Here is a 23613-nt window from a genome sequence, read left to right as displayed (position 1 = left end):
GCTCATGCCGCGGATCGCCCAAACGACTCTCGATCTGTCACCCAGGCAGGGACGACAGCTAAGATTTGTTTGGTGTGAACGCCTCTTGTCGAACGCGGCGCCCCTCAGCGACACGCATCGTCAGACCCTGCGCATCGAAGTATTCCAGGATCGGCATCGTGATGTTCCGCCCGATCCCGGTTGCTTCGCGAAACTGCCCAACGGTGAGTAGCGCTTCAGGATGTGCGCCGGCCACCGCCCGGGCGTGATCCACCAATTCGAGCAGGACGCTGGGCAGGATGTAATAGTGCTTCGAGATACGCTGCAGCCAGCCGATGCGGCCGAGCCGATCCAGAAAGCCACGCAAGATGTCCGGCTCACTGCCCACGCGCTGCGCGAGTTCGGCCAAGCGCGGCTGATCGAGCCCGGCCTCCTTTAAAATCGCGCGTATCTCCTCGTGAAGTACCGCATCCTCGGGACTGAGGCGGACGACGTGCCCCGGGCGATGATGGTAGCTGCCGCGACGCGCGACCGTACCGTCGCGGACCAGCGCGTCGAGAATGACCGGCAAAACCCTGCGGTCTTGAAGGAGAATGCCTGCCGCGACTTCCTCCGGGGACAGCCCCGGATTGTCGGGCTCGGTCCGATGCGTGTCGTCGAGCACCGCGAGGACGGCACCGCGGATGCCGTTCATGCGCGCGCCTGAGAAACCGAGCGGACCGCGGGGCGTCTCCACCACCATGACGCCGAGGGTGTCTGCAAGGGCAGACATGGCCGCCGCCGGAACGTTGCGTGACCGCGCGAAGTGAACGAGATCCACCTCTACCGGGCTGGCTTCGAGCAGGCCGTCGAGCGCGTGCCCATCGTCGGCTTGGTCGAGGGCCTGAACGATCGCCTGCCGCTCTTCCGACCAAGCTCCGCGTCGCGGACTGTCGATGTCGACGATTGTGCCTCCGCCCAGGGTGCGCGAGGCGGAGATGTCGCGGAGGATGAAGCGGTCGCCGTAAAGCGCCCCAAGTCCCGCATCGAGGGCGATCAGAGCTCTGGCCGACCCGCCAGGCTCGATGACGACGCCCTCCGCGAGGAGTACCCGCCCGGTGACCAAGCCAGCGCCGTGGTGCACCTGGACGGGCGTGCGATGGCGGAGAGCCCGTTTTTCACCGGGCAGCAGGCGCAGCGTCACGTCGAGACGCAGGGTCGGCCCAAGCAGCGCCGGTGCGAGGATCCAGTCCCCGCGATGGATGTCCCCCTTCGACAGGCGGGGGCCAACGATATTCAGGGCGCAGCGCTGCCCGGCGCCGGCCTCATCGGTCACGAGGTCCTCGGCACGGATGCCCCGCACCCGCACCTCCTGTCCGCCCGGGGAGGCCAGCAGGCGGTCGCCAACGCGCACGGTGCCGGCATGTACGGCCCCGGTGACCACGATGCCGGCCCCCGAGATCGTAAAGGAGCGGTCGACCGCCAGACGGAAGCCCCTTGCCGTCGGTCGGACCACGGCGGGCGTGGCCGCAGCGGAGTCCAGCAGGCCCGCGAGCTCGGGGATGCCGGCACCGGACAACGACGAACAGGCGACGATGGGTGCATTGGCGAGGCCGGTCCCGGTCAACGCCGTGCGGATCTCGGCGCGAACCGTCGCGAGACGCGTCGGGTCCACCTTGTCGCTCTTGGTGACCGCCACGATCCCATGTCCGAGGCCGAGCAGGTCAAGGATGGCGATGTGCTCACGGGTCTGGGGCATGACGCCGTCGTCGGCCGCCACGACGAGGAGGGCGAACGCGACGCCGGTCGCCCCTGCCACCATCGTGCGCACCAGGCGCTCATGGCCGGGCACGTCCACGAAGCCGAGAGTGCAATCACCCCGACGCGCGTAGGCGAACCCGAGATCCAAGGTGATGCCGCGGGCCTTCTCTTCCGGCAGCCGGTCGGCGTCGACGCCGGTGAGCGCCTTCACCAGCGTCGTCTTGCCGTGGTCGATATGACCCGCCGTCACGACGATCATGGCTTGGCGACTTCGTGCTGGAGCCCGGGGTGGCCGGCGCGGAACGGTCCGCGCCGGCCGGAAGCGACCTCAACCCTTGATGCGGGTTTCGGCCAGTTCGGACATGCAGGTGTCGTAGGCGACGAAGTCCACGCGGTTCGAGACCGCGAAGAGTGTGAAGGGCGAGAACAGGAACAAGGCCTTCGCCTCGTCCTGAATGTACCGCTCCACCTCGCGCACCACGCCCTCCTGCTGCGGCTCCTTCGCCGTGTGCAGCAGTTTCTCGTAGAGGGCGTCGAACCTCGGATCCTCCGGACCCTGTCTCAGGGTCGCGTCCTTTCCGAAGAACTCGCGGTGCACGCAGGCCACCGGGTATTGCGGCGTCCAGTCGAAGTACCACTCGATCTTGACGTCGAAGTCGGCCGGCGGCTCGTCCTTGGCGCTGACGAACCGGGCAGACAGCCCGACTCTTGCGAGGCAGGCGCCGACGGCATCGACGACGCCCTTCCAGGCCGGAGAGGCGACGAACACGATCTCGCGCCCCGACAAGCCCGCAGCGTCGAGGGCGGCGCGTGCCGCCACCGGATCGTGCGGGATCGGCTTCATAACCGGATCCGCGCCGTAGCGGCCGGGCTGGATGAAGGCCGGGATCACCGTGCCGTAGCCGTGCGCACCCTCGTCGAGCACGAACTGGCGGTCGATGGCCAGGTTCAGTGCCCGGCGGGCTTCCGGGTTTCGCCAGGGCGAGTCGGGCCGGTTCTCGTTGAAGACGCCCGTGAGGATCGCCTTGGCCTTCTTTGTCTGGACCTTGCCATGCTCGCTTGCCGGGAAGGCCTTGGCCTCATCCGGTGTCAGGTCGAACACGACGTCGACCTGGCCGTCGCCGACAGCGACCGACTTGATGCCCTCGTCCTTGCCGATGACGTTGTCGTAGACGATCCGGACCGTCGGCCTGCGAGCCGAGTTCCAGTACGTCGGGTTGGGCTCCATGACCACGCGGTCGGAGCGGCTATCGATGAGCGAGACGCCCTCGGTGAGCACAAACGGGCCAGTCCCCCACGGACCAGGCGCGTCGATCACTCACCAATGGCCTTCTGCCGACCCCGTCTTTGGGTCAACGAAGCCCCACTCGTTCCAGAACCGTGTCGAAGGCAGGTGCATGCCGCGCAGCTTCATCAGCGCCGCGGAGTCGCCGCCAGGGAAGCGCATCCGGACGGTGCGGTCGTCGACCGCCTCGCAAGTCACGTCCCGGGCGAAGTTGAGGAAGGCGCCAGGCGGGTGCGGGTTGGTCCATTCCTGGACCTTGTCGAACCCGAGCTTGAACATCGAAGCGTTGAAGGGTTCGCCGTCCTGGTAGACCGCGTCCCGCATCTTGAGTTCGAGGGTCTCGCCATCGAGCCAGCGCCAGCTCTCGGCGAGGCTCGGCTGGCCGATGCCGTCGTGGTCGACGCGGTTGGCTTCTTCCATCGTGTTCCAGGTGATGGAAAGCCAGTTCACCGGGGACGGGTCGACCACCGTCACCGTGTTGTGGGGTCCCCAGGGCTGGCCGCCCCCGGGATCCCCGGTCGCTTGCGCGTCCATGTATCCTCCTCGTGTTTGACCCGCATGGCGTGCGGGCATCGTCCGGCTCATCGCGAGCCGACAGGATGGAAGGCGCCCGCAGTTGCGCAGGGCCCTCGATTTATTCGCCTGGGCCGCCGGCCAAGCCGCCGTTGAACCCTCGCGTTTCAGTTCGTCCCCGCGGGGAGCCTCGTCCGCACGTCTGCGTGCGGGGCATCCTCAGCCCGGCTCGTCGCCCTGGGCCATGCCCGCTGCGGCGACGCGGTCGGCGAGATCCTTCAACTCCTGGCGTAGGTCGGCGAGTTCGCGGTCGCCGAGGCCGGTGCGACAGACCACGGCCTGCTGCGCCGTCGCGACTTGGTCCTCCAGCAACCGGCCCGCCTCCGTCAGGGCGACGAGGACGATGCGCCGGTCCACCGCGCGGGTCCGGGTGACGAAGCCCGCCGCCTCCAGCCGGTCGACCAGGGGCGTGATCGCGCTGGATGTGAGTTGCAGCCGGGCGGCCAAGTCGTGCACCGCCGTCACGCCGTCCTGCCAGAGCGCCAGCATGACGAGGTACTGCGGGTAGGTGAGCCCTAGCTCGCCCAGCAACGGCCGGTAGGCGCGCACGACCGAGTTCGTCGCGGCATAGAGGGCGAAGCAAAGCTGGTCGTCCAGCCGCAGGCGAGTTTGCTTCGTCGATGTCGACACTGACCGCTGCTCCGTTCAGACCTCAATCATTCACGCGTGAACGATGTTGTCAACGGGACGTATCCTGCGCAATGGGAAACGCGGCGCACAGGCCTGTCTTTCCTGCTCTCTGAGCGTCCGCATTCGCGAGAAATCGACCGAAAGCGGACCGGCGCGTATCCTGAAGAGTTTCTGGCGCCGCGAGGCGTACGAAAGTCGTGGAAGAACGAACCCGCGGATGGCAGGAGCAGCGCCCGCCGCCCCGCCTTCTCGATCCAGGCCTGCACCGCTTCCGCGTCCGCCTGCTCCTCAGGTAGGTAAGAGATGGCCACGTCTGCCCCTCGCGGGCGAAGGCGATGGCGACCGCGCGCCCGATGCCGCTGTCGCCGCCGGTGATCAGTGCCGCCTTGCCGTCGAGCTTGCCCGAACCCTTGTAGCTCTCCTCGCCGTGATCGGGCTCGGGCGCCATCTGCCGGTCTTGCCGGGAAAGCCCTGGGGCTACGCCTCGAACGGCGGCCGGGGGTACTTGTGCAGGGGATCGGTCGTCATGCGTGTCTCCGAAGGGAATGCCGACCCAACAGGATTTCTCAGGTGGTGTTCCTGTAGGCGGCGCATGCCCGTCCGGCCTTTCATCCCGCAGCCTGATCCGGAACCGGTCTCCCGGGCCGTTTCAAATGGTTAACGGATTCCGTCCAACGAGTAACGATGCCGGATCACGGGGCATCTTTCTCCAAGGCCCGTCATCGCCCTCGTCGTTGACCGGCGTTCGTCCCGGGCGAATGCGGGCCAGATAACCGGTTGAGTTTTCGGAGAACCCACCGAGGCCTAGCCGTAGGTCATTCCGTCGGCTTGGATCGCGCGGTCAGCTTGTTTCCGTCCGGATCACGGAGGTAGGCGACGAAGGCACCGTTCGGACGCTCGGCGGGTGGGCTCTCGACCGCGTTGCCCCCGTGCTCGGTGCCTGCCCTGTGCCAGGCGAGAACATGGTCCGGGCTCGCCGCGGCGATGCCGATGGTGCCACCGTTGGCCGAGGTCGCGGCTTGGCCGTTGATCGGCTTGGTGATCATCAGGCGACCGCCCTCGTGGACGTAGATCAACCTGCCCCTGGTATCCATCTCGCCAGGCTGGCCGCCCAACGCGGCGAACGTGGCGTCGTAGAACACCCTGGCCCGCTCAAGGTCGTTGCTGCCGATCATGACGTGGGTGAACATGCCTTCCCTTCAAAGGTCGACCGACCGCCGTTCCGAAGGTCAACGGAGCGTGCGATGGTACAGCGCCCTCAGCTCGCTCCAGCCACGCTCGGCGGCCTCACGGTCGTACACGGGAAAGTCCGGCATCATCCAGCCGTGCTCGGCCGGGTAGGTCTCGGTGCGGAACGTCACGCCGGCACCGGTCAGCGCTCCCTCAAGCTTGGTGGCCATTTCAGGCGGGTAGCTCCGGTCGTTCTCGGCCGCCGCGACGTAGACCTCCGCCTTGATATGAGGCGCTCCCCGGTGTGGGCTGGTCGGCGTCTCGGTGGCGAGGTTCCCGCCGTGGAAGCTTGCCGCGGCGGCGAAGCCATCAGGGAACGCAGCCGCCGCAGCGAGCGCCATGCCGCCGCCCATGCAGAAGCCGACAGCGCCGACCTGGCGGCCTACGACGTCGCTGCGTGAGTCGAGGTAGGCGAGGAGTGCGCCAGTATCCTCCACGGCCTTGTCGTTCCCGGTCGTGGCCATCAGCAGACCAAGGATGGCTCGAAAGTCACCCTTGAACACTTCTGCGGGCACGAACGGCTCGTAGGGCCCGTAGCGGTAGAACAGGTCCGGCAGCAGCACGACGTGACCGGCGTCCGCGAGACGCTGCGCCATCTCGACCATGGCGGGCCGGATACCTCCGGCATCCATGTACATGATCGCCGCCGGCCACGGGCCCGCATCCCCGGGCGTCAGGACATGCGTGGGACATTCACCGTCGCGGGTCCGGACGGTCACTCTTTCGTGCGGCATGAAATGGCTCCAAGCGTGCAACGCGGCCGGCAGTTTCGCAGGGAAGCGCACCTTCCTGATGTCCGGAAGGATCAGGGGATGTTCTTTCTAGGACGTAGGATGCCGACGCCTCAAGACGATGGCCCCGAACCCGTACGGCTGGAGCTTCTAAGCCCCCGAGGAAGAGAGGCTGCGAGGGTTGTCGGCCAACCCGGAACAATGTCGTAGCGTTACTCGCTATCGCTACGCCCTCGGGGTCGAAGGTCTGCGCCGTTTTCCACGCGGAACCGTGACCCGGCCCCGGGGCCCCATCCGCCCGGGCAAGGACGCGCCCACCAAAACGTGCCTCGGCCGACAAGCGTAGCCGCTATACGGAACCCATCAAACGTGTTCTGCTTTTGTTCCTGTATTCGCGGAGGAGCACCATGCAAGTCAGCGGCGTCACCATCGGCTTTCCCATGCCGATCTCCCTTCTCGCCAAGCCTGTCCGGGCCGGCTTCCCGAGCCCGGCCGACGACTTCATCGAGGAGGAGATCGACCTTCAGCGCCTGCTGATCGTCAATCGCCCGGCCACCTTCCTGGTCCGGGTCGCCGGCGACAGCATGATCCTGGCCCGCCTGTTCGACGGCGACCTCGCCATCGTCGACCGCTCCCTCACCCCGCGCAACGGTGACATCGTCGTGGTCGACATCGACGGTGAGCGCTCCTTCAAGGTCTGGAAGCGCCAGGGGCCGCGGATCACCCTGCACTTCGCCAACCCGCGCTTCCCCGAGTTCCAGCTTTCCCCCGACGCCGTCATCGAGGTCTGGGGCGTGGTCTCCGGGTCCGTCTGCGCAAAGCGCCGCTGCGAATGAGCGCCCGGGCCTACGCCCTCTCCGACGGCAACAGCTTCTACTGCTCTTGCGAGCGGGTCTTCGACGCGCGCCTGGCGAAGGTCCCGGTGATCGTGCTGTCCAACAACGACGGCTGCGCCATCGCCCGGACCAACGAGGCCAAGGCGCTCGGCATCAGGATGGGCGAGCCCTGGTTCAAGATCCGCGACATGTGCAAGGCGAAAGGGGTGCGGGTCTACTCCTCGAACTACGCCCTCTACGGCGACATGTCCGCCCGGGTGAATGCCGTCTATCGGGACTTCTCTCCCCGCATCGAGATCTATTCCATCGACGAGAGCTTCCTCGATATCTCCGACGTGCGCGAGAAGGATCGGGAGTCCCTGGCCCGCGACATGCGGGAAACCGTCCGGGTGTGGACGGGCATCCCGACCTGTGTCGGCATCGGCCCCACCAAGACGCTGGCCAAGCTCGCCAACCACGTCGCCAAGAAGAACCCCATTCTGGGCGGGGTCTGCGACCTGACCGATCCGGAGCAGTACGACCACTGGATCATCCGGGTGCCGGTGGCCGACATCTGGGGCGTCGGGCCGGCCAACGCCCGGAGGCTGGAGGCACTTGGATGCGACAGCGCCGCCGACGTACGCGACCTCGATCCGAAGGTCGCCCGCAAGACCATGACCGTGGTCGGAGAGCGCCTCGTGCACGAGCTCCGCGGCACCCCCTGCCTCGACCTGGAGACGGTTGCCGCGACCCGGAAGGGATGCGCCGTCACCCGGTCGTTCTCCGAGCGGGTCGAGGACCGCGCCACCATGGAGCAGGGCGTCGCTACCCACGCGTCCAGGCTCGGGGAGAAGCTGCGGCGCGAAGGCTTGGCCACCAACCATGTTACCGTCTTCTTCCACACCTCGGAGCATGACCGCGACCGACCGCAACGCTCGGTCTCGACCGTGGTCACGCTCCCCGAGGCGACCAACGACACCCTCGCCCTTGTGAAGGCCGCCACCCATGGCGTCCGGAAGATCTGGCGGGACGGGTACCGCTATTCCAAGGCCGGGGTGGTCACCACCGACCTGATGCCGTTGGCCGCCTCCCAGCGGGCGATGCCAGGCCTCGGCCAGCTCGACCGCGAGATGGGGGCCGCCCTCATGGAGGCACTCGACGCCTGCAACCGTCGCTTCGGACGCGGGGCGGTCGTACCGGGCGCGGCAGGGTTCGCCCCCAAGCGCGAATGGTCGACCAAGTTCGAGATGCGGTCGCCGCGCTACACGACTAGGCTCGACGAGCTGCCCGTGGTGGCCGCGGCCTAGCCCTATCTCGGGGCGTCTTGCCGGCGAGGGGCCGTGAACCCCGACCAATGCCGTTCGATACCTATGGCGTCCTTCCGGCAGCCAGACCGGCGCGGTCCATAAGCTGAACCTGTCCGCGACGGACCTCGACCAAGCCGGTGTCGGCCCACTCTCCCAGCAGGCGGCTGATCACCTCGCGCACGCTCCCGACGTCGGACGCGAGCTGTTGATGCGTCTTCCAGACGATCCCCTCGGCGTCGGCCTCGACCAGCAGCCGGCGCGCAAGGCGCTGCTCCAGCGGTGCGAAAGCGACCTCCTCCACCAGGTCGAAGACCGCCGACAGGAGCCTCGTGTAGTCGTCGAGGACGAAGTCCCGGAAGGCGTCGCTCTCGCGCATCAGCTGACGGAAGGTATCGGCCGGCAAGGCCGCCAACTCGGTCCGGGCCTCCGCGACGCTCTGTGCCGGGAAGCCACCGCCCGAAAGGAGACATTGGGTGGTGAGGACGCAGGTCCCGCCGGCGCCGACCTTGTAGATCAGCATCTCCCGGCCACCCTCGGACATCCGGAACACCCGGGTCCGGCCGTCGATGCACATGAGGTAGTTCGCGCACGAGTCCTGGAGTTCGTACGCGATGGCACCCGCTTCCAAGATGGGGAACGCAACCGTGCCCCGCGCCAGCTGGAGATGGTTCGCGCTGAAATTTCGGACCAGCGGAAAGCGCTCGATCCAGCGCTCGACCTGATGGGCGCTCTGCATGGTCTTCCTCCTCGGGCTGGCGGTCATTGAACGCCACCATGCCCCGGTCGATGCGTGAAACCTGCGGATCCACAGCCTTCGGTGACCTGGGTCACAGACGCTTGGAAACGTCCTCAGTACCACCGTCCCTAGAGAACAAAAATCCGCTCGGGCGACGGCATGAGGAAGCAAAGGCTTCCCGTGGGCCGGGGCAGAACCATCGGGAGAAAACCATGCGCCGCCTCGCCCCCCTTCTGCTCGCCTCCGTCCTCCTGAGTGCCCCGGTCCATGCCGAACAGGACCTGCTCCTGGGCGCCGACATGGGCTCGGCGGCGATGACGAAGGCCGAGATGACCCGCGCCGACGTCGAGGCCCTGATCGCCAAGGCCGACGGCAGGCCCATCGACCTGTCCGACAAGGCGCTCGCCGGCCTCGACCTGTCGGGCCTGAACCTCAAGGGTGCGAACCTGCGCACCGCCCGCCTCAACAAGGCCAACCTGCGAGGCGCCGACCTGTCCGGCGCGAACCTGGAGCAGGCCTGGTTCATCAAGGCCGACCTCTCCGGCGCCAAGCTCGTCGGCGCCAAGATGTTCGGCATCACCGCCCGCGACGCGAACCTCAGCGGCGCCGACCTCAGCCGGTCGATGCCCATCGGCGACTTCAAGGGCGCCAACATGGCCGGGGCGACGCTCGTCGACCTCAAGGGCGGAGCCGACATCAAGAACCAGTCCATGGGCCTGATGCGGGCCGTGTTCGTCTCGGTGAACCTCAAGGGCGCCAACCTGAAGGGAGCGAACCTCGGTCGCTCGCGCCTCGAATACGCCGACCTCACCGACGCCGACCTGACCGACGTGGTCCTGATGGGTTCCGACCTGTCGGGGGCCAACCTCACCGGCGCGACCGTCGCCGGGGCCGACTTCAAGAACGTCGACGTCACCGCCGCCCGTCTGATCGACCTCAAGGGTCAGGACAGCGCCAAGGACTGGTCGGCCCGCGTGAACGTCGACCGCGCCATCACGCAGGTCTCGAACTGAGCCCTCTTCCACCTCGACCGATCCACGAAGGAAAGACATCCATGACCACCCGTCGCATCCTGCTCGCCGCCTTCGCCGTCGCCCCCATGCTGTTCGGCACCGCCGCCGACGCCGCCGAGATGACCTACACGCCCGCCGCGTTCGATGCCGCCCAGAAGGCCGGCAAGCCGATCCTGGTGCACATCACCGCCCCGTGGTGCACCACCTGCGCCGCCCAGAAGCCGATCCTGTCGAAGCTTGAGGCCGACCCGAAGTTCAAGGACCTGCAGGTGTTCGACGTCGACTTCGACAGCCGCAAGGACGTGGTCAAGAAGTTCGGCGCGACGATGCAGAGCACGCTCATCACCTACAAGGGCGATAAGGAGACCGGGCGCTCGGCCGGCGAGACCAAGCCCGAGGCGATCGCGTCGCTCCTCGACAAGGCGATCTGACCGTCATGGTCACGAGCCTGGGCCTCGCCTTCCTCGCCGGCATCCTCTCGGTGCTGTCTCCCTGCGTGCTGCCGTTGCTGCCGCTGGTGCTCGGCGCGGCGGCGTCGGAGCACAGGCTCGGACCGGCGGCCCTCGCCGCCGGCCTCGCCCTGTCGTTCGTGATCATCGGCCTGTTCGTGGCGACCGTCGGCTTCGCCATCGGCCTCGACGCCGGCATCTTCCGGACCGGCGCAGCCATCATGCTGATCCTGATCGGGTTGGTCCTGATGGTCCCGGCGGCCCAGACGCGGCTGGCCGTGGCCGCCGGTCCGGTGAGCAACTGGACCGAGAGCCGGTTCGGCGGCTTCTCGACCGCCGGCCTTCTCGGCCAGTTCGGCGTCGGGATGCTGCTCGGCGCGGTGTGGAGCCCCTGCGTCGGGCCCACCCTCGGGGCGGCCTCGTTGCTCGCCTCCCAGGGGCGCGACCTCGGCGTGGTCGCCCTGACCATGCTCCTGTTCGGCCTCGGTGCGGCCCTGCCGCTGCTCCTGCTCGGCACGCTGTCGCGCGAGGTGCTGATGCGCTGGCGTGACCGGATGATGAGGCTCGGCAAGGGGCTGAAGGCGGCTCTCGGCCTGATCCTCGTCGCGACCGGCCTGATGATCGCCTCGGGCTACGACAAGGCGGCCGAGACCGCGCTGGTCAACGCCTCCCCGGCTTGGCTCACCAACCTCACCACCCGCCTATGAGGCCGGAGACCGGTCCGGGTCCGTACGAGCTAACCAGATCGGTCGCCTACGAACGCCGGGGATGATTGCCGCATCCCCGGCGTTGCCGCGCCTTCATGCGGCCCTGGCGGTGACCTTCTCGTACGTGCCCGTCGCGACCTGCTCTTCGAGCTGCGCCTTGAAGTCCGCGATCCCGAGGACCTGGACCGGATTGCCGGCGTCGTCGAGGAACTCGTAGAGCGCATCCTCGATGTTGCGGTTGCTGAAGAAGACGATGGCGTCCTCGTCGCCGCCGCCTTCGAGATGCGGCTCCCCGTTCGCCACGCCCGACACGTAGCTGCCCGTCGGACGGGTCTCCTTGTGCGTCCCATCCTGCCGATAGAACCGGAGCTCGCCCTGCATCACGAGGGTCACGTAGGGGCTCTTGTGCCGGTGCAGCATCACGCGCTGGTTCGCCGCGAACTTGAACACCACGTCGACGATGCGGTTCTCCTCGTCCACCTTGTAGACGAAGAAGGCGATGTGCGGCAGCCAGTCGAGCGTCCGCCAGGTGATGTTGCTCTCGTCGAACATGGGGTTGGGCACTTGGTTTCCTCGGGGTTCCAAAACGACCGGTAAAGGATCGGCGCACGGCTTTCCGCCGTGTCTCGTGCTTGGAGATCCGCCTAGGGACCCCGGTCAGGAAACCATGGGACCGAAGCTTCAGTTCACGGGGACGCTCGAAGGAACTCCCGCCATCCTCGTCATGATCTCCCCCAGCGTGACCGGCCGCCAATCCCAGCAATCGACGCCGACGTCGAGGCTCGTCCGGGTGGCAGGGATGCCGCCGTGGGAATGGCCGTAGACGTGAAGGTCGCCGTGCCAGGCATCAGGCCACGTCACGTGCGCATAGTGGCTAGCCCAAAGGGCGACACGTTCGACCATCCCCGGGTCCTGGACGTAGATCCTTTGGACGTCGACGATGGGGCCGGCCCATTCAAGACGCTCGCCGAGCCCGATGTCGTGGTTGCCCCGTACGAGGTGGATGCGGCCGTGGAGGCGGGCCCGGATCGATGCGGCGTAATCCAAACCGCACTTGTAGGCGAAGTCGCCAAGGTGCCAGACGATGTCGTCCGATCGGACCGCCTTGTTCCAGGCGGCGACCAGGGCTTCGTCATGGGCCTCGATGGTCTCGAAGGGACGGGGTCGAGGCATGCGTGGACTGAGCATGCTACGATGACCAAAATGGGTGTCGGCGCAGAAGGGCGTTCTCGGCATCGCAGCCTCCGAAATGACGGAGGCCGTTACGAGGAACGCGGCTCTCCAGGATCAGGATTGAAGGTGGGAGTCTCTGGTTTTCATGAGTCGCGTGCTCCTTAAGTGTTGGCGCTGATCGCATTGTCGGTGCCCGTTCGACAATGATGGCAAAAACGGGATCCACCGGTAAAAGCTGCACCCTAGGCGGTCGCGCGGGGTTGCATCCGTCCATCGAAGTGCAATTTCCTAGTGTGGAAACGTCGCGCTTGGTACTTGCCCCCAAAATCTGCACCGGGTGGCTTAGAGACCGTCTGCTTCCCGGCAGTTGAGCGAGGAAGCAGACGGTCTGATTGGCCGTTCTCGACACTAAGCAGTCCCCGGGAAAGTCCGCTCAGAGGTCAACTATTTGATCTCTTCGTTGGCGCGATGCCTCTACGCATCTATTTGCACAAATTTTAAAGATACGAGATTGGAAATTTAGACATAAATTCGAACAGCGTCTATTGCTTCTGAAATAGCTTGTTCGAACGAATTATATTGTATAACTTTCCTAATCGCAGGCAAGCCAAGCGCCATTAGCGAGACGATGCCTTTGCCAATCTGCAAACTATGTTCGCTGCTATCAGGATTTTGGTACTTCACATCGTCAACGCGATTTATGCCAAGGTTGCCAACGAGCATTATCACTGGGTTGCCTGCTGCCTCAGCGATCTGAAGCTCGATGCCCAACCCCGTCGATGGAAAGCTGGCGTCGGCGATAATTATATCAGCCTCCTCTACCATCCGACGGTCCCAGTCGTAACAAAGCCCCGCCTGTTCATCTTGTGGCTTAGCCGAAAGCTGAGGATCGCTATCGACTAATGCGTACCGAACGCTAGTCACCCCCGAATTTTTCTTTAATTCAGCCGCAAGACGATGAATATAGTTTACATACTCTGTGAATATGCCACGCGGAACATGAGTTAGGCCACATGCAATGTAAATTTGCGTATTGTTCATTAGATTGGCACTCTAACGTTTGGAATCATGATTTGATGCCCTGTCATTTCGCAAGCAATTTCATCGAGGAATTGTGGAGGGGATATAGCCACGAATTCACTCAGCAGCCAGTTTCTTGATCCATCTAGAAATGATCGAAGTTGTGATGGCTTGTAGCGGCAAATCTCGCTTAGTCTATGCATAGCTGCGAGCATTAATGTGACGGGAGCGCGTTGGATCGCATAAGTACCGGATGTCTTGACGTACCATAGAGTATGCGCGCCATTTATATAATGAATGGAGCGACGCAATTCTGCGTTCAATTGTGATAGCGAGGCAAGCTCCGCGTCTGTTGGGCGATTAACAGTCGACCATTGAATGGCGGTGGATGATTGGATTGCTGGGCAGCTTCCGGTAACTTCGACAACCTCGGGCGGCAACTGTCGACGGTAGCGCAGCCAGTCAAAGCCATCAACAACCTCGGCAAAGAGACGCACATCCCCTGTCGTTTGATCTCGCACGTAGGATGCGCGCTTGAGCGGGATAAAGCGCTCCATCCTATTCGCGTAGCTGAGACAATAAGTCCGATGCACGCAAACGATGTTGTAAAGCACGTCCTCCAGCGTATGGATTGTGGAAGTTTCAGTCTCATTGAAATACATGCTTATCGCAGGTGCGATGCCGCCCTGTTTAATTTTGATGCCCTCATTACTTAAGACAAATTTACTATTGGGCCCCCGCATTTGATGTGCAGCTACACCATGATACGGGTTGATGGTCGCTCCTTTCGAAGCTAGCAGCGCTTTGGCAGCATTCATGAAGCAGTAGTATAGAATAAGGGGAGCAGACTCGACAGGAAGTCCGTGGGCCGCACGGTAAAAGTTTTTGGCCTGTCGCCAATAGTGCTGAGCCTCGTCCTTATTCTCTCTACGTAGCCATAGATCAACATAATCGAAGGGATCGACTGTAAGTACGGTTCTCATTCTAAAATTTGAATTATATGTTGCCTTAGTTAAAGACAGCGTCTTGGTTCCAATCTTCACTTGCTCGACAGTCAAGACCCTTCTCCGTTTCGGCACATTATAATCGAGTCATGAATTCACAACCTTACAGCCTGCTTGCCAGCGCAAGCCGAAGTTGCGAAGCGGTTGACGGCCGACCGATTTTAAGAAGCGTCGACAACGGTCCTAGTGGCCGGGTCGGGTCGGGTCGGGTCTGAACGCTACCAACCATTAGGCTTGAACTACAAGATAGGGGATTGCTTTTCCGATCCTGACGCCGGCGGAAATTTAGACTTCGCGGCCTGACTTGTGGAATTGGATGCGGGCATCTCTGATTTTCGGGTTGCCTCATCGGTATTCAGTTCTTGATGTAACTTCAAGATAGAGGTTTTCAATTTCGAGATGCGCTCATCGATAAGCTCCGCGGAGACATCGATTTGTAGGCGCTCCTGCACGAATGCAAGTCTGCTTTCGCAATCCCTAATAAGTTCAGCCCAGGACTTTACCCAGACACGATGATTGGGCTTGTCGAGGAACAATCCCTGGGGACGGTCCTTCTGGGTCACCCGTTCGTGGACGACCGGATCGAGTTCGCTGCTGACGAGATAGAAGTTCCAGTTCGTTGACGTGTTTATGAAATCTGGCTGACCAACAATTGCGCTTACATAATCTTCCAGCTGGTCGAGTTCTTTCCGACCAACCACCAGCGATGGCCGTTTAAGCTCCACGAGCAGGTAGTCGCGATGAAGACGATCTGCATGTGGTAACACACGCCCCATGAAGCAGTCGGCTCGTCCTATCTTGCCATCTGGCTTTCGACCTTTTGAACCCTTGGCCCGTTTGATGCCAAGATCATCCGAGACGCGGTTCATGATCTTCGTCAGGCCCGCCTCGGGCATCGTGAAATGAAATTGCTCTCCGAAAATCCAAGTTGCATCCCGGACCAGGGTGTCGAGCTCGCCCCGCTCCTTGATCGTGCGACGGTGTTTTGGGTCGAAGACGATCTCGCTTAGTACCTTCAGGGTCACGATTCGGTCCGCGATCAACGTCGACGTCGAGATAATCGCCCCGAGTTCCGTCTTGTCGAGAAGGCTTGAGAACTCGTCTTGACGGACTTTCGGCAGATTGAAAACGGCACGCAGGATGCGCGAGACGGACTCTGGATTGTGGCTCACTGCCTCGCGCAACAATCCCAGGGTGATCTTCTTGAGTGGGTTGTCGGCCTTTTTGAAATCACGAGAGTATGAGGAGACGGCATGGGTGGCGATCTCGAACACCTGCCTCTCGCGCCGTTCGACTTCGTCCCGCGGATCTCCTTCATATGGGTAGACCCCCGCGTCCTTGAGGTCTTGTATGAGCTCGCCGGACCTCTCGGCCTGACGGGTTCGGAAGTAGTCCCCGACCTCATCGCGGATGAATTCGAGGATGCGGGCGAAGTCCGGATCAGTCAGGCCTTCGGCCTCAAGGAGGTTGGCATGTGCAATATCCTGAAAGAATGGGCAGTAAGCATAGACCGAAAAGTCGAAGCCGGGCGCCGTAATGCCCGCCGGCTGCGAGCCGAGGACCACTCCGCTTTCACCTCCGAAATATAGTTTCCGGCTTCCTACCCCAGGCTTCCATTCGATGATTTTGAGCGATAGGTCTCGGATCGTCCGCCCTGGACAGACAATGGCCTTGGCCTCGATGGCATGGGTACGCACAATCGTGGCAGCGGGGTCGACCGGCTGGCCGTCGTAGAAGATCGTCGTGTCCGGGTACTGCAGTACGTACGGTGCGAAGGTCGCGCCGAAATCGGCCATGGCCTCGCTTCCGGTCAGCCAATCAAACATTCCCTTGAGCGGGGCAAGCTCGACGGTCGTACCTGTCGGGGTGTCGGACGGGGCGGCACCGAGCTCGGAGACCTTGCTGGTGTCGAGGCTGTCAGCGTCGATCTCGATGGAAATCCGGAGTCGCTCGCCTCCATTTTCGTAGACGGATGTCCAGCGGGCCTTCTGCGCCAACGAGAAGAACTTGAAACGTCCTTGCCCCTCCTTGCCGTGCACGGCATGAGACAGGATGGCCGTCCGGTTTGCGGTGAGTTTCCAGGAGTCGCCAAGGCTCTCGAAATCGCGCTGCACCCGGGCCTTGGAGATGCCGGTGCCGTTGTCGCGCACAAGGATGCTATCCAGGCCGCCCAGGCTGTTTCTAACGAAATCGACGGACACCTGCGTCGCGTCAGCGTCGAGTGAGTTCCAGACGAACTCCGCGAGCGCCTTTACGAAATCCCGTGTGGTGGCGACCTTTCGAAGGTGGTCGTGCTTCGCCTTCAGCGTCAGGACGAACATCGTTTTCGCTCCCGGATGTTTCATAGCCGGGGTTGATCCGCCCACCGGATCAGGAAAGGGAATGCTTGCGGCGACCGGTGGTAGCAAGCGATGCCGATCCGAGGCAACTCAAGCTTCCTGACGCAAGCCTCGCATTCCTCCTTTGGGAGGGAGGAAGTTCGAAGCAGTTTCAACCGCGGTCATGCCTGATTGCTCTGGGGGGCGAGATCGACACATCGGACATCCGGGTTCGCGCAAGCCCGCAACCCGCAAAGACAGTCGGGCAATCTTCTTCGTAATCCACTGGATCCACAGGGTAGACCCTGGGCTTTCTGGTTAGCAATTTTTCGGTTGAACAATCCGTGCTGCGTTCCGATCCTGTTCTCCAATACCAAAATCGGTCGGCTGCGTCAGGGTCGACAGTTTCTTGTAGCTAGGCCACCAGGGGAGGACGACTTCATGCATACCGACCGTCGCCTCATAGCCATGACGAGCGTGCCCGCCCTGGGCAGCCTCCCTCTTCCCTTCTCCGTCGACGAGGCCTGACCGGCGCACCTGCGCCCGCTTGCCTCTGTCAGAGGCGAACGTCATGTCAGACACCCCGACCAAGTACCGTTCCTACCCCTCGTTCGAGGACCCGCCGCCGCGTGCGATCAGCATGGACGCGCTGCTCGGCAAGGTGATCCGCCGGCTGTTCGAGGACGGCGCACGCCGCGAGGATGGTCTCGCCGGCACCTTGCAGGCCGTACTTAGGGCGTTGGATCACCCCATGAGCACGGCCAGCAAGCGTACGAGCTGACGACCGTGCCCCCTCCCCACCACGAGGGAGCCGCCCCTATGGCCCATCCCCAATCCAAGGACTCCCGATGAAACCGCGAATACCGGCCAGCCGACACCCTTCCCGACAACCCCGACGAGGCCTGACCGGCGCGCTCGATTGAGCCCGGCTGCCTCGCGACGGAGGCAGCCATGACGAACTATCCAAAGCCCCCCACCAAGTCCGCCGCCAAGGCCACCGCCACAAAGGGCAGGCCCGGCCCGAAGGCAAAGGTGGGCCTGATGGCGAGGCTTGCCCCAAAGTCGCTGAAGCCCTCGGGCGAGAGCCTCGACGATTTCCTCAACGGCCTCCCGGACAACCGGGCGCCCATCGACCAGATGGAAGCCGAGATCCGGTCCTCCCGCTTCACCCTGGCCAAGCACGCCCTGGACGAAGCGATGACGACCAGCCAGCACGTCCGGATGCTGCGCTTCGGCGGGGCCGGCGTGGTCATCGAGGTCCCGCTGCCCGACTGGATCCCCGCGATGCGGATGGCGGCCGCGGAGCTGTGTTCCTGGCATCACGAATTATGTCGGGCCGGCACCTCGAAGTCGTCCGAAAACCCAATCCGAGAGGTAGGTGGGGACCTTGAAGACGCAGCCGGGTCCGTCTCGGCCGGCTAGGTTCTCGTCCGCCTCGCGCTTGTAGCTCGGGATTGTGAGATGCTCCGGCACGCGGTCGAAGATGACCAGGAAGGGCCCCTGCGCGACGTCGGGGGTAAAGTGGGCAAGGTTTCCGTTCCGGAGGGCGGCCTCGACCTCGACGAGGTAATTCCGGAACCGGGGGCGAGGGGCCACGAGTACGAGGCCGTCGTCGGTCCATGCCGTGACGAGGCCGGTCGGATCGTCCGGGTCCTCGTCGGCCCGAAACATCGAGTTGCGCCTCTCCTACATCACGAGGCGGCCGAGCTCGATGGGGCGGGCGTAGTCGCGGGAGTCGTGCGTCAGGGCTAGCAGGGTGCCGAACGTGGCGCCCTTATTGCGGTGGTCGTACACTCAGTCAGCCCCGAATGGGGAGGTGCTCCCTTAACGATGCCTCCACGGTTTTGGCTGGCGTGCATCCGGCAACACATGCCGCCGGGATGGTTCCCTCCTCAGCCGGCGAGAGCGAGGCGGTCGATGAGGGCCTGCCTGGCACCGGCAGCCGGCACGTTCCGGCCCTCGACGAGGATGGTCATCGCCTCACCGAGGACCGACTTCAGGCACACGGCGACGCCGTCCATGCTCTTGGTCCGCTGGATGCGTGCCGGGATGGACGACTGCATGAGGATGGTTGCGACCGCCTGCGCGATGGCGCTGTCCACGGAACGCGGGTCCGGCATGCCGGCATCACGACGCCGGGCCCGCTCATTGCGCTTGCGCTCGGCGGCGGACCGACGGGTGCGGGCGCGCTCGGCCGACGCGTTCTCCAGGGGGATGGGAAGGGGCGCGCCCGGGGACGGGCAGGACGTGAGCATCGTGGCGATGTCGAGGGCCGTGGTCATGGCGGAGGGCTCCGTAGGGGATGCCTCCATTCTCGACGCGGCCATGCAAGCCACAAGTCGGACGCGTCACACATGAACCATCGGGCGCGGCGCCCGATGAAGCCCCCAACAAATCCGACGTCATCAACCACGGTTTGAACAACGCGTGTGGTTGAAATCGCGTTGTTGAAATGGGCATGCCCCGATACGGCGCTGCGCATGCCCAGACATGAAGAGACCCCCCACCGTTGCCAGTGAGGGGTCTTCAGGATGAGGTGCATCGCTGAGCCCGAGAGCCCCTGTATATTACCAGGCCCGTGGCAATAGACAACGCCTATCTGAAGCCCATCCGAGATCTATCGCGCTCCCTCGCCTCCATGCGGGCCTTGGCCCCCTCAGCGAGAGCCTTGAGCCTGAGGCTCGACTCCTCACGCGTCATCCGGGGCCAGACCCGCTCCTGCATCGGGGCGGTCGCGCTGGGTGCAAGCGAGGCAACCTGAGACTGGTATGACGTCTCGATCATGGCCCGCGGCGCAGGGACAGGCGGAGGCGCAGGGATGGTAGCCACGGGCACGACCGGCACCGGAGCGGGGGTGTCCTTCCGGGGAGGCAGGGGCGCCCACCTGCTCTCCGTGCGGAGGGCTGGGACCGGAGATTCCCTGACCTGGGCAGCGGCTCTGGCAGCGACCTCTGCGGCGGCTTTGGCCAGCGCTCGCTCCTCGTCGAGCAGGACCTGGATGAAAGCCGGCAGAGGGGGACGGGCAGAGACGGGAGCGGGTGACGGGACAGGGGGTAGAGAAAGCGGCGCGGGGTCGACGACGGGCCGGAGAGAAGGGGACCGGAGAGAGGGTCTCACGGGAAGGACGGGGCGGAACGCAGCCTCCGGGGGGAGTGACCCGGTCCCTCCGGAAAGGGGGCTCTCCTCACCCTCCGGGGAGGTAGCGGTCACCTCGGCAGCGAGACCACCCAGGGCCTCCGGAGAAGGGGTCTCCGAGGAGGGAGGGGTATTCCCACGACCCCCCGGAGGAAGGGTCACCAAGGGCTCCGCAGCGGGGGCCACCTCCAGGGAAGGAAGGTCACCCACGGCCCCCGGGATCGCCCCCGAGGGGGTATATCGGATCGATTGGACCGAACCCCCTGATCTCGAAGGGGAAATGGTCGAAATGGTTTCAGCTAAGACGTCACTCATTATACCGCTCACCTCCATGCCTCTGGACCCCGGTGCGATGAAGCTGTCGTGCACCGGCAAGACGCTGATCCCGGTGGCCCGAGACCGCTTCATGACCGCGTGCGCCATGCCGGAATCGATGCTCATGAGGCGCACGCCGGCGTCGCTCCCGATGTCGTTGGCGATGACCGGGTTAGCCTTCTTGACGGCCTCGACGATGCGCCGGGTCTCGACGGGCCCGTAGGCCCATGCCGGTGAGCCATCGCCCTTCTTGTCGCCCCGCTTTTGCAGGAGGGCCTGGATGGCGCTGTTCACGGTCGGGGCGTTGATGGAGACGTTGAGCGCCAGTTTTCCGGCGGACCTATCCCATCCCCGGAGCTCATAGGGATCGTGCTGGAGGACGACGCCACGCAGGGCGTAGAGCAAGGTTGGGTGAAGGCAGGCGAAATCGGGTTCGATGCAGAGCTCGTTGTTAATCAGGAGCTCGGCCCGGCGAGCCTTCGGGAGGTTCTGCCACCAGCCGTACCAACGTCCGTGCCGGTCCCAGCGTCCCCGCCCGAACACCCTGAACACTTCAGGGCTCGGCGTCGGGCGGACGCACGTCCAAGTCTCGCAGTTGTCCTTCACCTTGCGGGCGCGAATGTGGTGCCGGGTGTGCTGCCAGTCGTCCGGCGACGCGTCGGCGCTGATTCCGACTTCGATGCCGCCGAGGTAGCTATTGATGTCCTCGACCTCGGCCACGAGGCGCCGGGTCTGCGCTGTCTCGCGGTAGGCGACGCGGCTGCCGTCCTCGGCCTTCATGACCAGGGGGCAGCGTGTTCCGACGTACGTCAGGTCGACACCCTCGGCGAGTGTCATCAGCTTGTCCGTCGCGATCATCCGGCTCTGGTAGCCGTGCGTAAGGTGCGAGCCGCGCTTGGACCGCATCTCCTCGATCAGGCCGGCCTCGGTGAACTCCGCGACCGCGAGCTTGAGGTTGGTGAGGCTGTAGTCCGTACCCTCGTATCGGCCCTCGGCGGCGTAGAAATCGCTCGACCGGCTGTACGAGACCCACGGCCTGTCGGAATCCCCGGCGAGGACGAGGCTCGCCAGGACGCTGTTGCGTGCCCGCCTATAAGAGTGGCGACCGAGTTCCGAGAGGCCTGCGGCGGAGGCGAGGTCGTCGGAGGCGCGCCAATGGAAATCCAGCGCGCGGGCGTCAGTACAACGGGGGTCGAAGTCCATGGGGGGGTGGGGCTCTCGATGGGCCCGCGTCAGGCACCTCTACCGACACGGATCGAGAATAGTCCCCCCGAGATAAGCCTTTGACCAGAGGCGCTTAGGCGGCGTCTTGGAGCACGAAAACCCGAGAAAACGGCGTTGACCCAAGGGGGCTGGAAACCCTCAAACAGCGCACCTGCCAGACGCCTGAGATTGGGTAAGTCCGAACGGGATGAGGAATCCTCGCCGGGCCATGCTGAACCCGTCTGGCGGCCTCGCCTCGGGACCGAAGATTTCTCTCGGAAAACTACGTAGGCCGTCGCAGCCACGGGTATGGCGCATGGCTCGGGGCGGGGAATCGAGCCTCGGATGCGGCCCGCGCACGGGACCCCAAGGTCGGTCGATTCGGTTCTGGCCTGCCGGTCGGGCGGCGCGATGGGTCAACCTTGACGCCGTGCGACGCTAAGGCACCGGCCCGCCTCAAGGATTGCGTATACCAGATTTTGTGGTTGCACCCCTGGATGGCACAATCCTGCCCAACGAATCCCGCGAGGATTCGACGGTCCCAATGAGGACCTTGCCTGTGGGGGCATCCATCGTGTTCGACGACACCACCGACACCCTGACCGAAAACCCGCGCGCCGTCATCGGGAACAACAGCGACGCGCCGAAGCCGGATAGCCGGCAGATCCGCCTCCGGCCGTGCGCGACCGAGGATTACCTGAACGACAAGGCCGACATCCTGGACCTCGTCCGCCGGCGGATCGCCGAGCGGAAGCTGGAGCCGAAGGGCATCCGGAAATCGATCAAGGGGTGGCGCCCGGAAGAGCACTACAGGATCAAGTGCGGGTTTTACGACTGCGACGTCTCCCAGCGGCGCGCCTACCAGATCGCGGCCGCCGTCGGGCTCAAGCGGACGAAGCAACTTCCCTGGAGCCTCTGAAATCGTGGGCATCCTGGGAACCGCTCGCTGACCATGTGTTGGCCGATGCACGGCGGGGCGGTCCCCTCACCGTAGCCGCCCCCGGCGCTCGGTGACGCCTCATCCGTCCCCACGCTGGCGACGTCCCCCGAATCCGGGGGCGGTCCCAGCATCGGGGACGATCATGTCAGCATCCAACTTCCAGGCCGTGATGGCCCTCGTCCTCCAGCACGAGGGCGGGTTCACGAGCGACCGTCGCGACCCGGGCAACTGGACGGGCGGCAAGGTCGGCAAGGGCAAGCTCCTCGGCACGAAATACGGCATCGCGGCGAACAGCTTCCCGAACCTCGACATCGCCAACATCACCAAGGCGCAGGCCGTCGAGATCTACCGGCGCCAGTACGCCGCCCCCGTGCGGTTCGATGACCTGCCCGCCGGGGTCGACTACGCGGTCCTCGACATCGCCATCAACTCGGGCGTCCGCCGCGCAGGCCTGATCCTCTGCGGCGCCCTGGCCACTCTCGGCCGCCGCGTAAAGCTCGATGGCCAGATCGGAGACCCGACCATCGAGCAGGTCTCGGCCGTGGCGCCCACGGCCCTGATCGACGCCATCTCGGATGCCCGCCTCGCCTACATGCGCAAGCTCACGAACTGGCCGACCTACGGCAAGGGCTGGACCCGCCGTGTTGGCGAGGTGCGCCAGATCTCGAAGAGCATGCTGGTCACCGGGCGACCGCTCGCCCTCCTTACGGTCGAGCCCGCGCCCTCCGCCCGCGGCGCCAACGCCGCCAAGGTCGCGCTGACCAAGCTCAAGGGCGTGAAGACGGCGGTGGTCACGGCCCTGGGCGTCATCGGCGAGAAGAGCGCCGACATCCTCGCGCAGCTCCAGCCCTTCGCCGACGTCGGGACCATCCGCACCGTCTGCACCGCGCTCACGGTCGTCTCGGTCGGCTACGGCCTCTACCGGCTCATCCAGGCGAATGGGGCCGAGGCCAAGCCGGTCAACGCCGAGGCCGAGGCATGACCTGCGCCCTCGCCGCAACCGCCGTCGTGGCTTCCCTCGCCACGGCGCCGATGTGCCCACGGGTCGACCGTCTCGCCGGCGTCATGGCTGCGCTCGTCGGAACCTCGGACCCTCCGCCGAAGGTCGATCCCGCCTTCGAGGCGGCCATCCGGGCGATCCGCGCGACCGCCCCCACCCCAACCCGGATTCGGAGACACCGTCGGTGAGCACCTGGGTCATCCTTACGGGCCTGCCCCTCGCGGCCCTATTCGCCTTCGTCATGTCGCCATGGGGCGCGCCCGCCCTGGCGCTGCTCGCCAGCAGCCGGTTCGCCCGCACGGCGGCCGCC

At 64.7% G+C, this 23613-nt stretch carries 21 protein-coding genes and 2 pseudogenes; 9 read left to right on the top strand and 14 right to left on the bottom strand.

The genetic code is table 11. From position 1 onward, the window contains the following. Nucleotides 1–58: 58 nt before the first annotated feature. From selB to FV228_RS01800, 6 genes and pseudogenes are all read right to left on the bottom strand, one after another. Nucleotides 59–1978 (bottom strand): selenocysteine-specific translation elongation factor, encoded by a 1920-nt coding sequence (gene selB / locus FV228_RS01830; RefSeq protein ID WP_147853036.1) that lies wholly within the window; start codon nucleotides 1976–1978, stop codon nucleotides 59–61. Nucleotides 1979–2047: 69 nt separating this feature from the next. Beyond that, nucleotides 2048–3424, bottom strand: a pseudogene (locus FV228_RS01825) (ABC transporter substrate-binding protein). A 312-nt stretch (nucleotides 3425–3736) separates the two neighbouring features. Then, entirely contained in the window at nucleotides 3737–4207 is a 471-nt protein-coding gene (locus tag FV228_RS01815) for a MarR family transcriptional regulator (protein ID WP_147853034.1), read from the bottom strand. A 218-nt stretch (nucleotides 4208–4425) separates the two neighbouring features. Next, nucleotides 4426–4735 (bottom strand): annotated as a pseudogene (locus tag FV228_RS33980) (SDR family NAD(P)-dependent oxidoreductase); the annotation flags it as partial. Between the two features lie 287 nt (nucleotides 4736–5022). After that, nucleotides 5023–5397, bottom strand: coding sequence for a VOC family protein (locus FV228_RS01805; RefSeq protein WP_147853033.1), 375 nt, complete (start codon nucleotides 5395–5397; stop codon nucleotides 5023–5025). Nucleotides 5398–5436: 39 nt separating this feature from the next. Further along, a complete protein-coding gene (locus FV228_RS01800) occupies nucleotides 5437–6171 on the bottom strand; it encodes a dienelactone hydrolase family protein (RefSeq protein ID WP_147853032.1) in 735 nt (244 codons plus the stop codon). Between the two features lie 404 nt (nucleotides 6172–6575). On the opposite strand from FV228_RS01800, the gene FV228_RS01795 reads away from it, so the two are divergent. Next, the gene (locus tag FV228_RS01795) at nucleotides 6576–7004 is read left to right on the top strand and encodes a S24 family peptidase (protein WP_147853031.1); all 429 of its coding nucleotides are present in this window, start codon (nucleotides 6576–6578) and stop codon (nucleotides 7002–7004) included. After that, a complete protein-coding gene (locus FV228_RS01790; protein WP_147853030.1) occupies nucleotides 7001–8290 on the top strand; it encodes a Y-family DNA polymerase in 1290 nt (429 codons plus the stop codon). The genes FV228_RS01795 and FV228_RS01790 overlap by 4 nt, the downstream gene beginning before the upstream one ends. Nucleotides 8291–8351: 61 nt before the next feature. Here the strand turns inward: FV228_RS01790 and FV228_RS01785 are convergent, their stop codons facing one another. Then, the gene (locus FV228_RS01785; RefSeq protein ID WP_147853029.1) at nucleotides 8352–9026 is read right to left on the bottom strand and encodes a Crp/Fnr family transcriptional regulator; all 675 of its coding nucleotides are present in this window, start codon (nucleotides 9024–9026) and stop codon (nucleotides 8352–8354) included. A 212-nt stretch (nucleotides 9027–9238) separates the two neighbouring features. Between FV228_RS01785 and FV228_RS01780 the strand changes: the two genes are divergently transcribed. The 3 genes from FV228_RS01780 to FV228_RS01770 are packed head-to-tail and all read left to right on the top strand — an operon-like array spanning nucleotide 9239 to nucleotide 11195. After that, entirely contained in the window at nucleotides 9239–10039 is an 801-nt protein-coding gene (locus FV228_RS01780) for a pentapeptide repeat-containing protein (RefSeq protein WP_147853028.1), read from the top strand. Nucleotides 10040–10080: 41 nt separating this feature from the next. After that, nucleotides 10081–10470, top strand: coding sequence for a thioredoxin family protein (locus FV228_RS01775; protein ID WP_147853027.1), 390 nt, complete (start codon nucleotides 10081–10083; stop codon nucleotides 10468–10470). A gap of 5 nt (nucleotides 10471–10475) precedes the next feature. Continuing rightward, nucleotides 10476–11195, top strand: coding sequence for a cytochrome c biogenesis protein CcdA (locus tag FV228_RS01770; protein WP_147853026.1), 720 nt, complete (start codon nucleotides 10476–10478; stop codon nucleotides 11193–11195). 93 nt (nucleotides 11196–11288) lie between these two features. Here the strand turns inward: FV228_RS01770 and FV228_RS01765 are convergent, their stop codons facing one another. The 5 genes from FV228_RS01765 to FV228_RS01745 all read right to left on the bottom strand — a co-directional run bounded on the left by FV228_RS01765 (nucleotide 11289) and on the right by FV228_RS01745 (nucleotide 16713). Further along, entirely contained in the window at nucleotides 11289–11747 is a 459-nt protein-coding gene (locus tag FV228_RS01765) for a regulator (protein ID WP_147853049.1), read from the bottom strand. A gap of 129 nt (nucleotides 11748–11876) precedes the next feature. Then, nucleotides 11877–12431, bottom strand: a complete 555-nt coding sequence (locus FV228_RS01760) for a metallophosphoesterase (protein ID WP_147853025.1) — start codon at nucleotides 12429–12431, stop codon at nucleotides 11877–11879. Between the two features lie 456 nt (nucleotides 12432–12887). Next, nucleotides 12888–13409, bottom strand: a complete 522-nt coding sequence (locus FV228_RS01755; RefSeq protein ID WP_147853024.1) for a nucleoside 2-deoxyribosyltransferase — start codon at nucleotides 13407–13409, stop codon at nucleotides 12888–12890. After that, a complete protein-coding gene (locus FV228_RS01750) occupies nucleotides 13409–14446 on the bottom strand; it encodes a YaaC family protein (RefSeq protein WP_210247778.1) in 1038 nt (345 codons plus the stop codon). Before FV228_RS01750 ends, FV228_RS01755 begins: the two co-directional genes overlap by 1 nt. 185 nt (nucleotides 14447–14631) lie before the next feature. Then, nucleotides 14632–16713 (bottom strand): ATP-binding protein, encoded by a 2082-nt coding sequence (locus FV228_RS01745; RefSeq protein ID WP_147853023.1) that lies wholly within the window; start codon nucleotides 16711–16713, stop codon nucleotides 14632–14634. Between the two features lie 568 nt (nucleotides 16714–17281). Between FV228_RS01745 and FV228_RS01740 the strand changes: the two genes are divergently transcribed. Together FV228_RS01740 and FV228_RS01735 are read left to right on the top strand one after the other, a co-directional pair. Continuing rightward, nucleotides 17282–17491 (top strand): hypothetical protein, encoded by a 210-nt coding sequence (locus tag FV228_RS01740; RefSeq protein ID WP_147853022.1) that lies wholly within the window; start codon nucleotides 17282–17284, stop codon nucleotides 17489–17491. Nucleotides 17492–17661: 170 nt separating this feature from the next. Further along, nucleotides 17662–18132 (top strand): hypothetical protein, encoded by a 471-nt coding sequence (locus tag FV228_RS01735; RefSeq protein WP_147853021.1) that lies wholly within the window; start codon nucleotides 17662–17664, stop codon nucleotides 18130–18132. 470 nt (nucleotides 18133–18602) lie between these two features. On the opposite strand, the gene FV228_RS01730 is transcribed toward FV228_RS01735, so the two are convergent. Both FV228_RS01730 and FV228_RS01725 read right to left on the bottom strand, forming a co-directional pair. Further along, nucleotides 18603–18992, bottom strand: a complete 390-nt coding sequence (locus tag FV228_RS01730) for a hypothetical protein (RefSeq protein WP_147853020.1) — start codon at nucleotides 18990–18992, stop codon at nucleotides 18603–18605. Nucleotides 18993–19305: 313 nt separating this feature from the next. Then, a complete protein-coding gene (locus FV228_RS01725) occupies nucleotides 19306–21363 on the bottom strand; it encodes a hypothetical protein (RefSeq protein ID WP_147853019.1) in 2058 nt (685 codons plus the stop codon). Nucleotides 21364–21922: 559 nt separating this feature from the next. Here FV228_RS01725 and FV228_RS01720 point away from each other — a divergent pair. Both FV228_RS01720 and FV228_RS01715 read left to right on the top strand, forming a co-directional pair. Continuing rightward, nucleotides 21923–22282, top strand: a complete 360-nt coding sequence (locus FV228_RS01720) for a hypothetical protein (RefSeq protein ID WP_147853018.1) — start codon at nucleotides 21923–21925, stop codon at nucleotides 22280–22282. Nucleotides 22283–22445: 163 nt separating this feature from the next. Then, on the top strand, nucleotides 22446–23285 hold the full coding sequence (locus FV228_RS01715) for a glycosyl hydrolase 108 family protein (protein ID WP_147853017.1): 840 nt from the start codon (nucleotides 22446–22448) through the stop codon (nucleotides 23283–23285). Nucleotides 23286–23613: the final 328 nt, after the last annotated feature.

Source organism: Methylobacterium sp. WL18 (assembly GCF_008040015.1).
GTDB lineage: Bacteria > Pseudomonadota > Alphaproteobacteria > Rhizobiales > Beijerinckiaceae > Methylobacterium > Methylobacterium mesophilicum.
This window is presented reverse-complemented; position numbering and strand designations above follow the sequence as displayed.

Excerpts from the sequence above, each read along its gene's own strand:
- selB (WP_147853036.1), bottom strand. The coding sequence starts at position 1,978 with ATGATCGTCGTGACGGCGGGTCATATCGACCACGGCAAGACGACGCTG.
- FV228_RS01805 (WP_147853033.1), bottom strand. The coding sequence starts at position 5,397 with ATGTTCACCCACGTCATGATCGGCAGCAACGACCTTGAGCGGGCCAGG.
- FV228_RS01800 (WP_147853032.1), bottom strand. The coding sequence starts at position 6,171 with ATGCCGCACGAAAGAGTGACCGTCCGGACCCGCGACGGTGAATGTCCC.
- FV228_RS01795 (WP_147853031.1), top strand. The coding sequence starts at position 6,576 with ATGCAAGTCAGCGGCGTCACCATCGGCTTTCCCATGCCGATCTCCCTT.
- FV228_RS01790 (WP_147853030.1), top strand. The coding sequence starts at position 7,001 with ATGAGCGCCCGGGCCTACGCCCTCTCCGACGGCAACAGCTTCTACTGC.
- FV228_RS01785 (WP_147853029.1), bottom strand. The coding sequence starts at position 9,026 with ATGCAGAGCGCCCATCAGGTCGAGCGCTGGATCGAGCGCTTTCCGCTG.
- FV228_RS01780 (WP_147853028.1), top strand. The coding sequence starts at position 9,239 with ATGCGCCGCCTCGCCCCCCTTCTGCTCGCCTCCGTCCTCCTGAGTGCC.
- FV228_RS01775 (WP_147853027.1), top strand. The coding sequence starts at position 10,081 with ATGACCACCCGTCGCATCCTGCTCGCCGCCTTCGCCGTCGCCCCCATG.
- FV228_RS01770 (WP_147853026.1), top strand. The coding sequence starts at position 10,476 with ATGGTCACGAGCCTGGGCCTCGCCTTCCTCGCCGGCATCCTCTCGGTG.
- FV228_RS01765 (WP_147853049.1), bottom strand. The coding sequence starts at position 11,747 with ATGTTCGACGAGAGCAACATCACCTGGCGGACGCTCGACTGGCTGCCG.
- FV228_RS01760 (WP_147853025.1), bottom strand. The coding sequence starts at position 12,431 with ATGCCGAGAACGCCCTTCTGCGCCGACACCCATTTTGGTCATCGTAGC.
- FV228_RS01755 (WP_147853024.1), bottom strand. The coding sequence starts at position 13,409 with ATGAACAATACGCAAATTTACATTGCATGTGGCCTAACTCATGTTCCG.
- FV228_RS01745 (WP_147853023.1), bottom strand. The coding sequence starts at position 16,713 with ATGTTCGTCCTGACGCTGAAGGCGAAGCACGACCACCTTCGAAAGGTC.
- FV228_RS01740 (WP_147853022.1), top strand. The coding sequence starts at position 17,282 with ATGTCAGACACCCCGACCAAGTACCGTTCCTACCCCTCGTTCGAGGAC.
- FV228_RS01735 (WP_147853021.1), top strand. The coding sequence starts at position 17,662 with ATGACGAACTATCCAAAGCCCCCCACCAAGTCCGCCGCCAAGGCCACC.
- FV228_RS01730 (WP_147853020.1), bottom strand. The coding sequence starts at position 18,992 with ATGACCACGGCCCTCGACATCGCCACGATGCTCACGTCCTGCCCGTCC.
- FV228_RS01725 (WP_147853019.1), bottom strand. The coding sequence starts at position 21,363 with ATGGACTTCGACCCCCGTTGTACTGACGCCCGCGCGCTGGATTTCCAT.
- FV228_RS01715 (WP_147853017.1), top strand. The coding sequence starts at position 22,446 with ATGTCAGCATCCAACTTCCAGGCCGTGATGGCCCTCGTCCTCCAGCAC.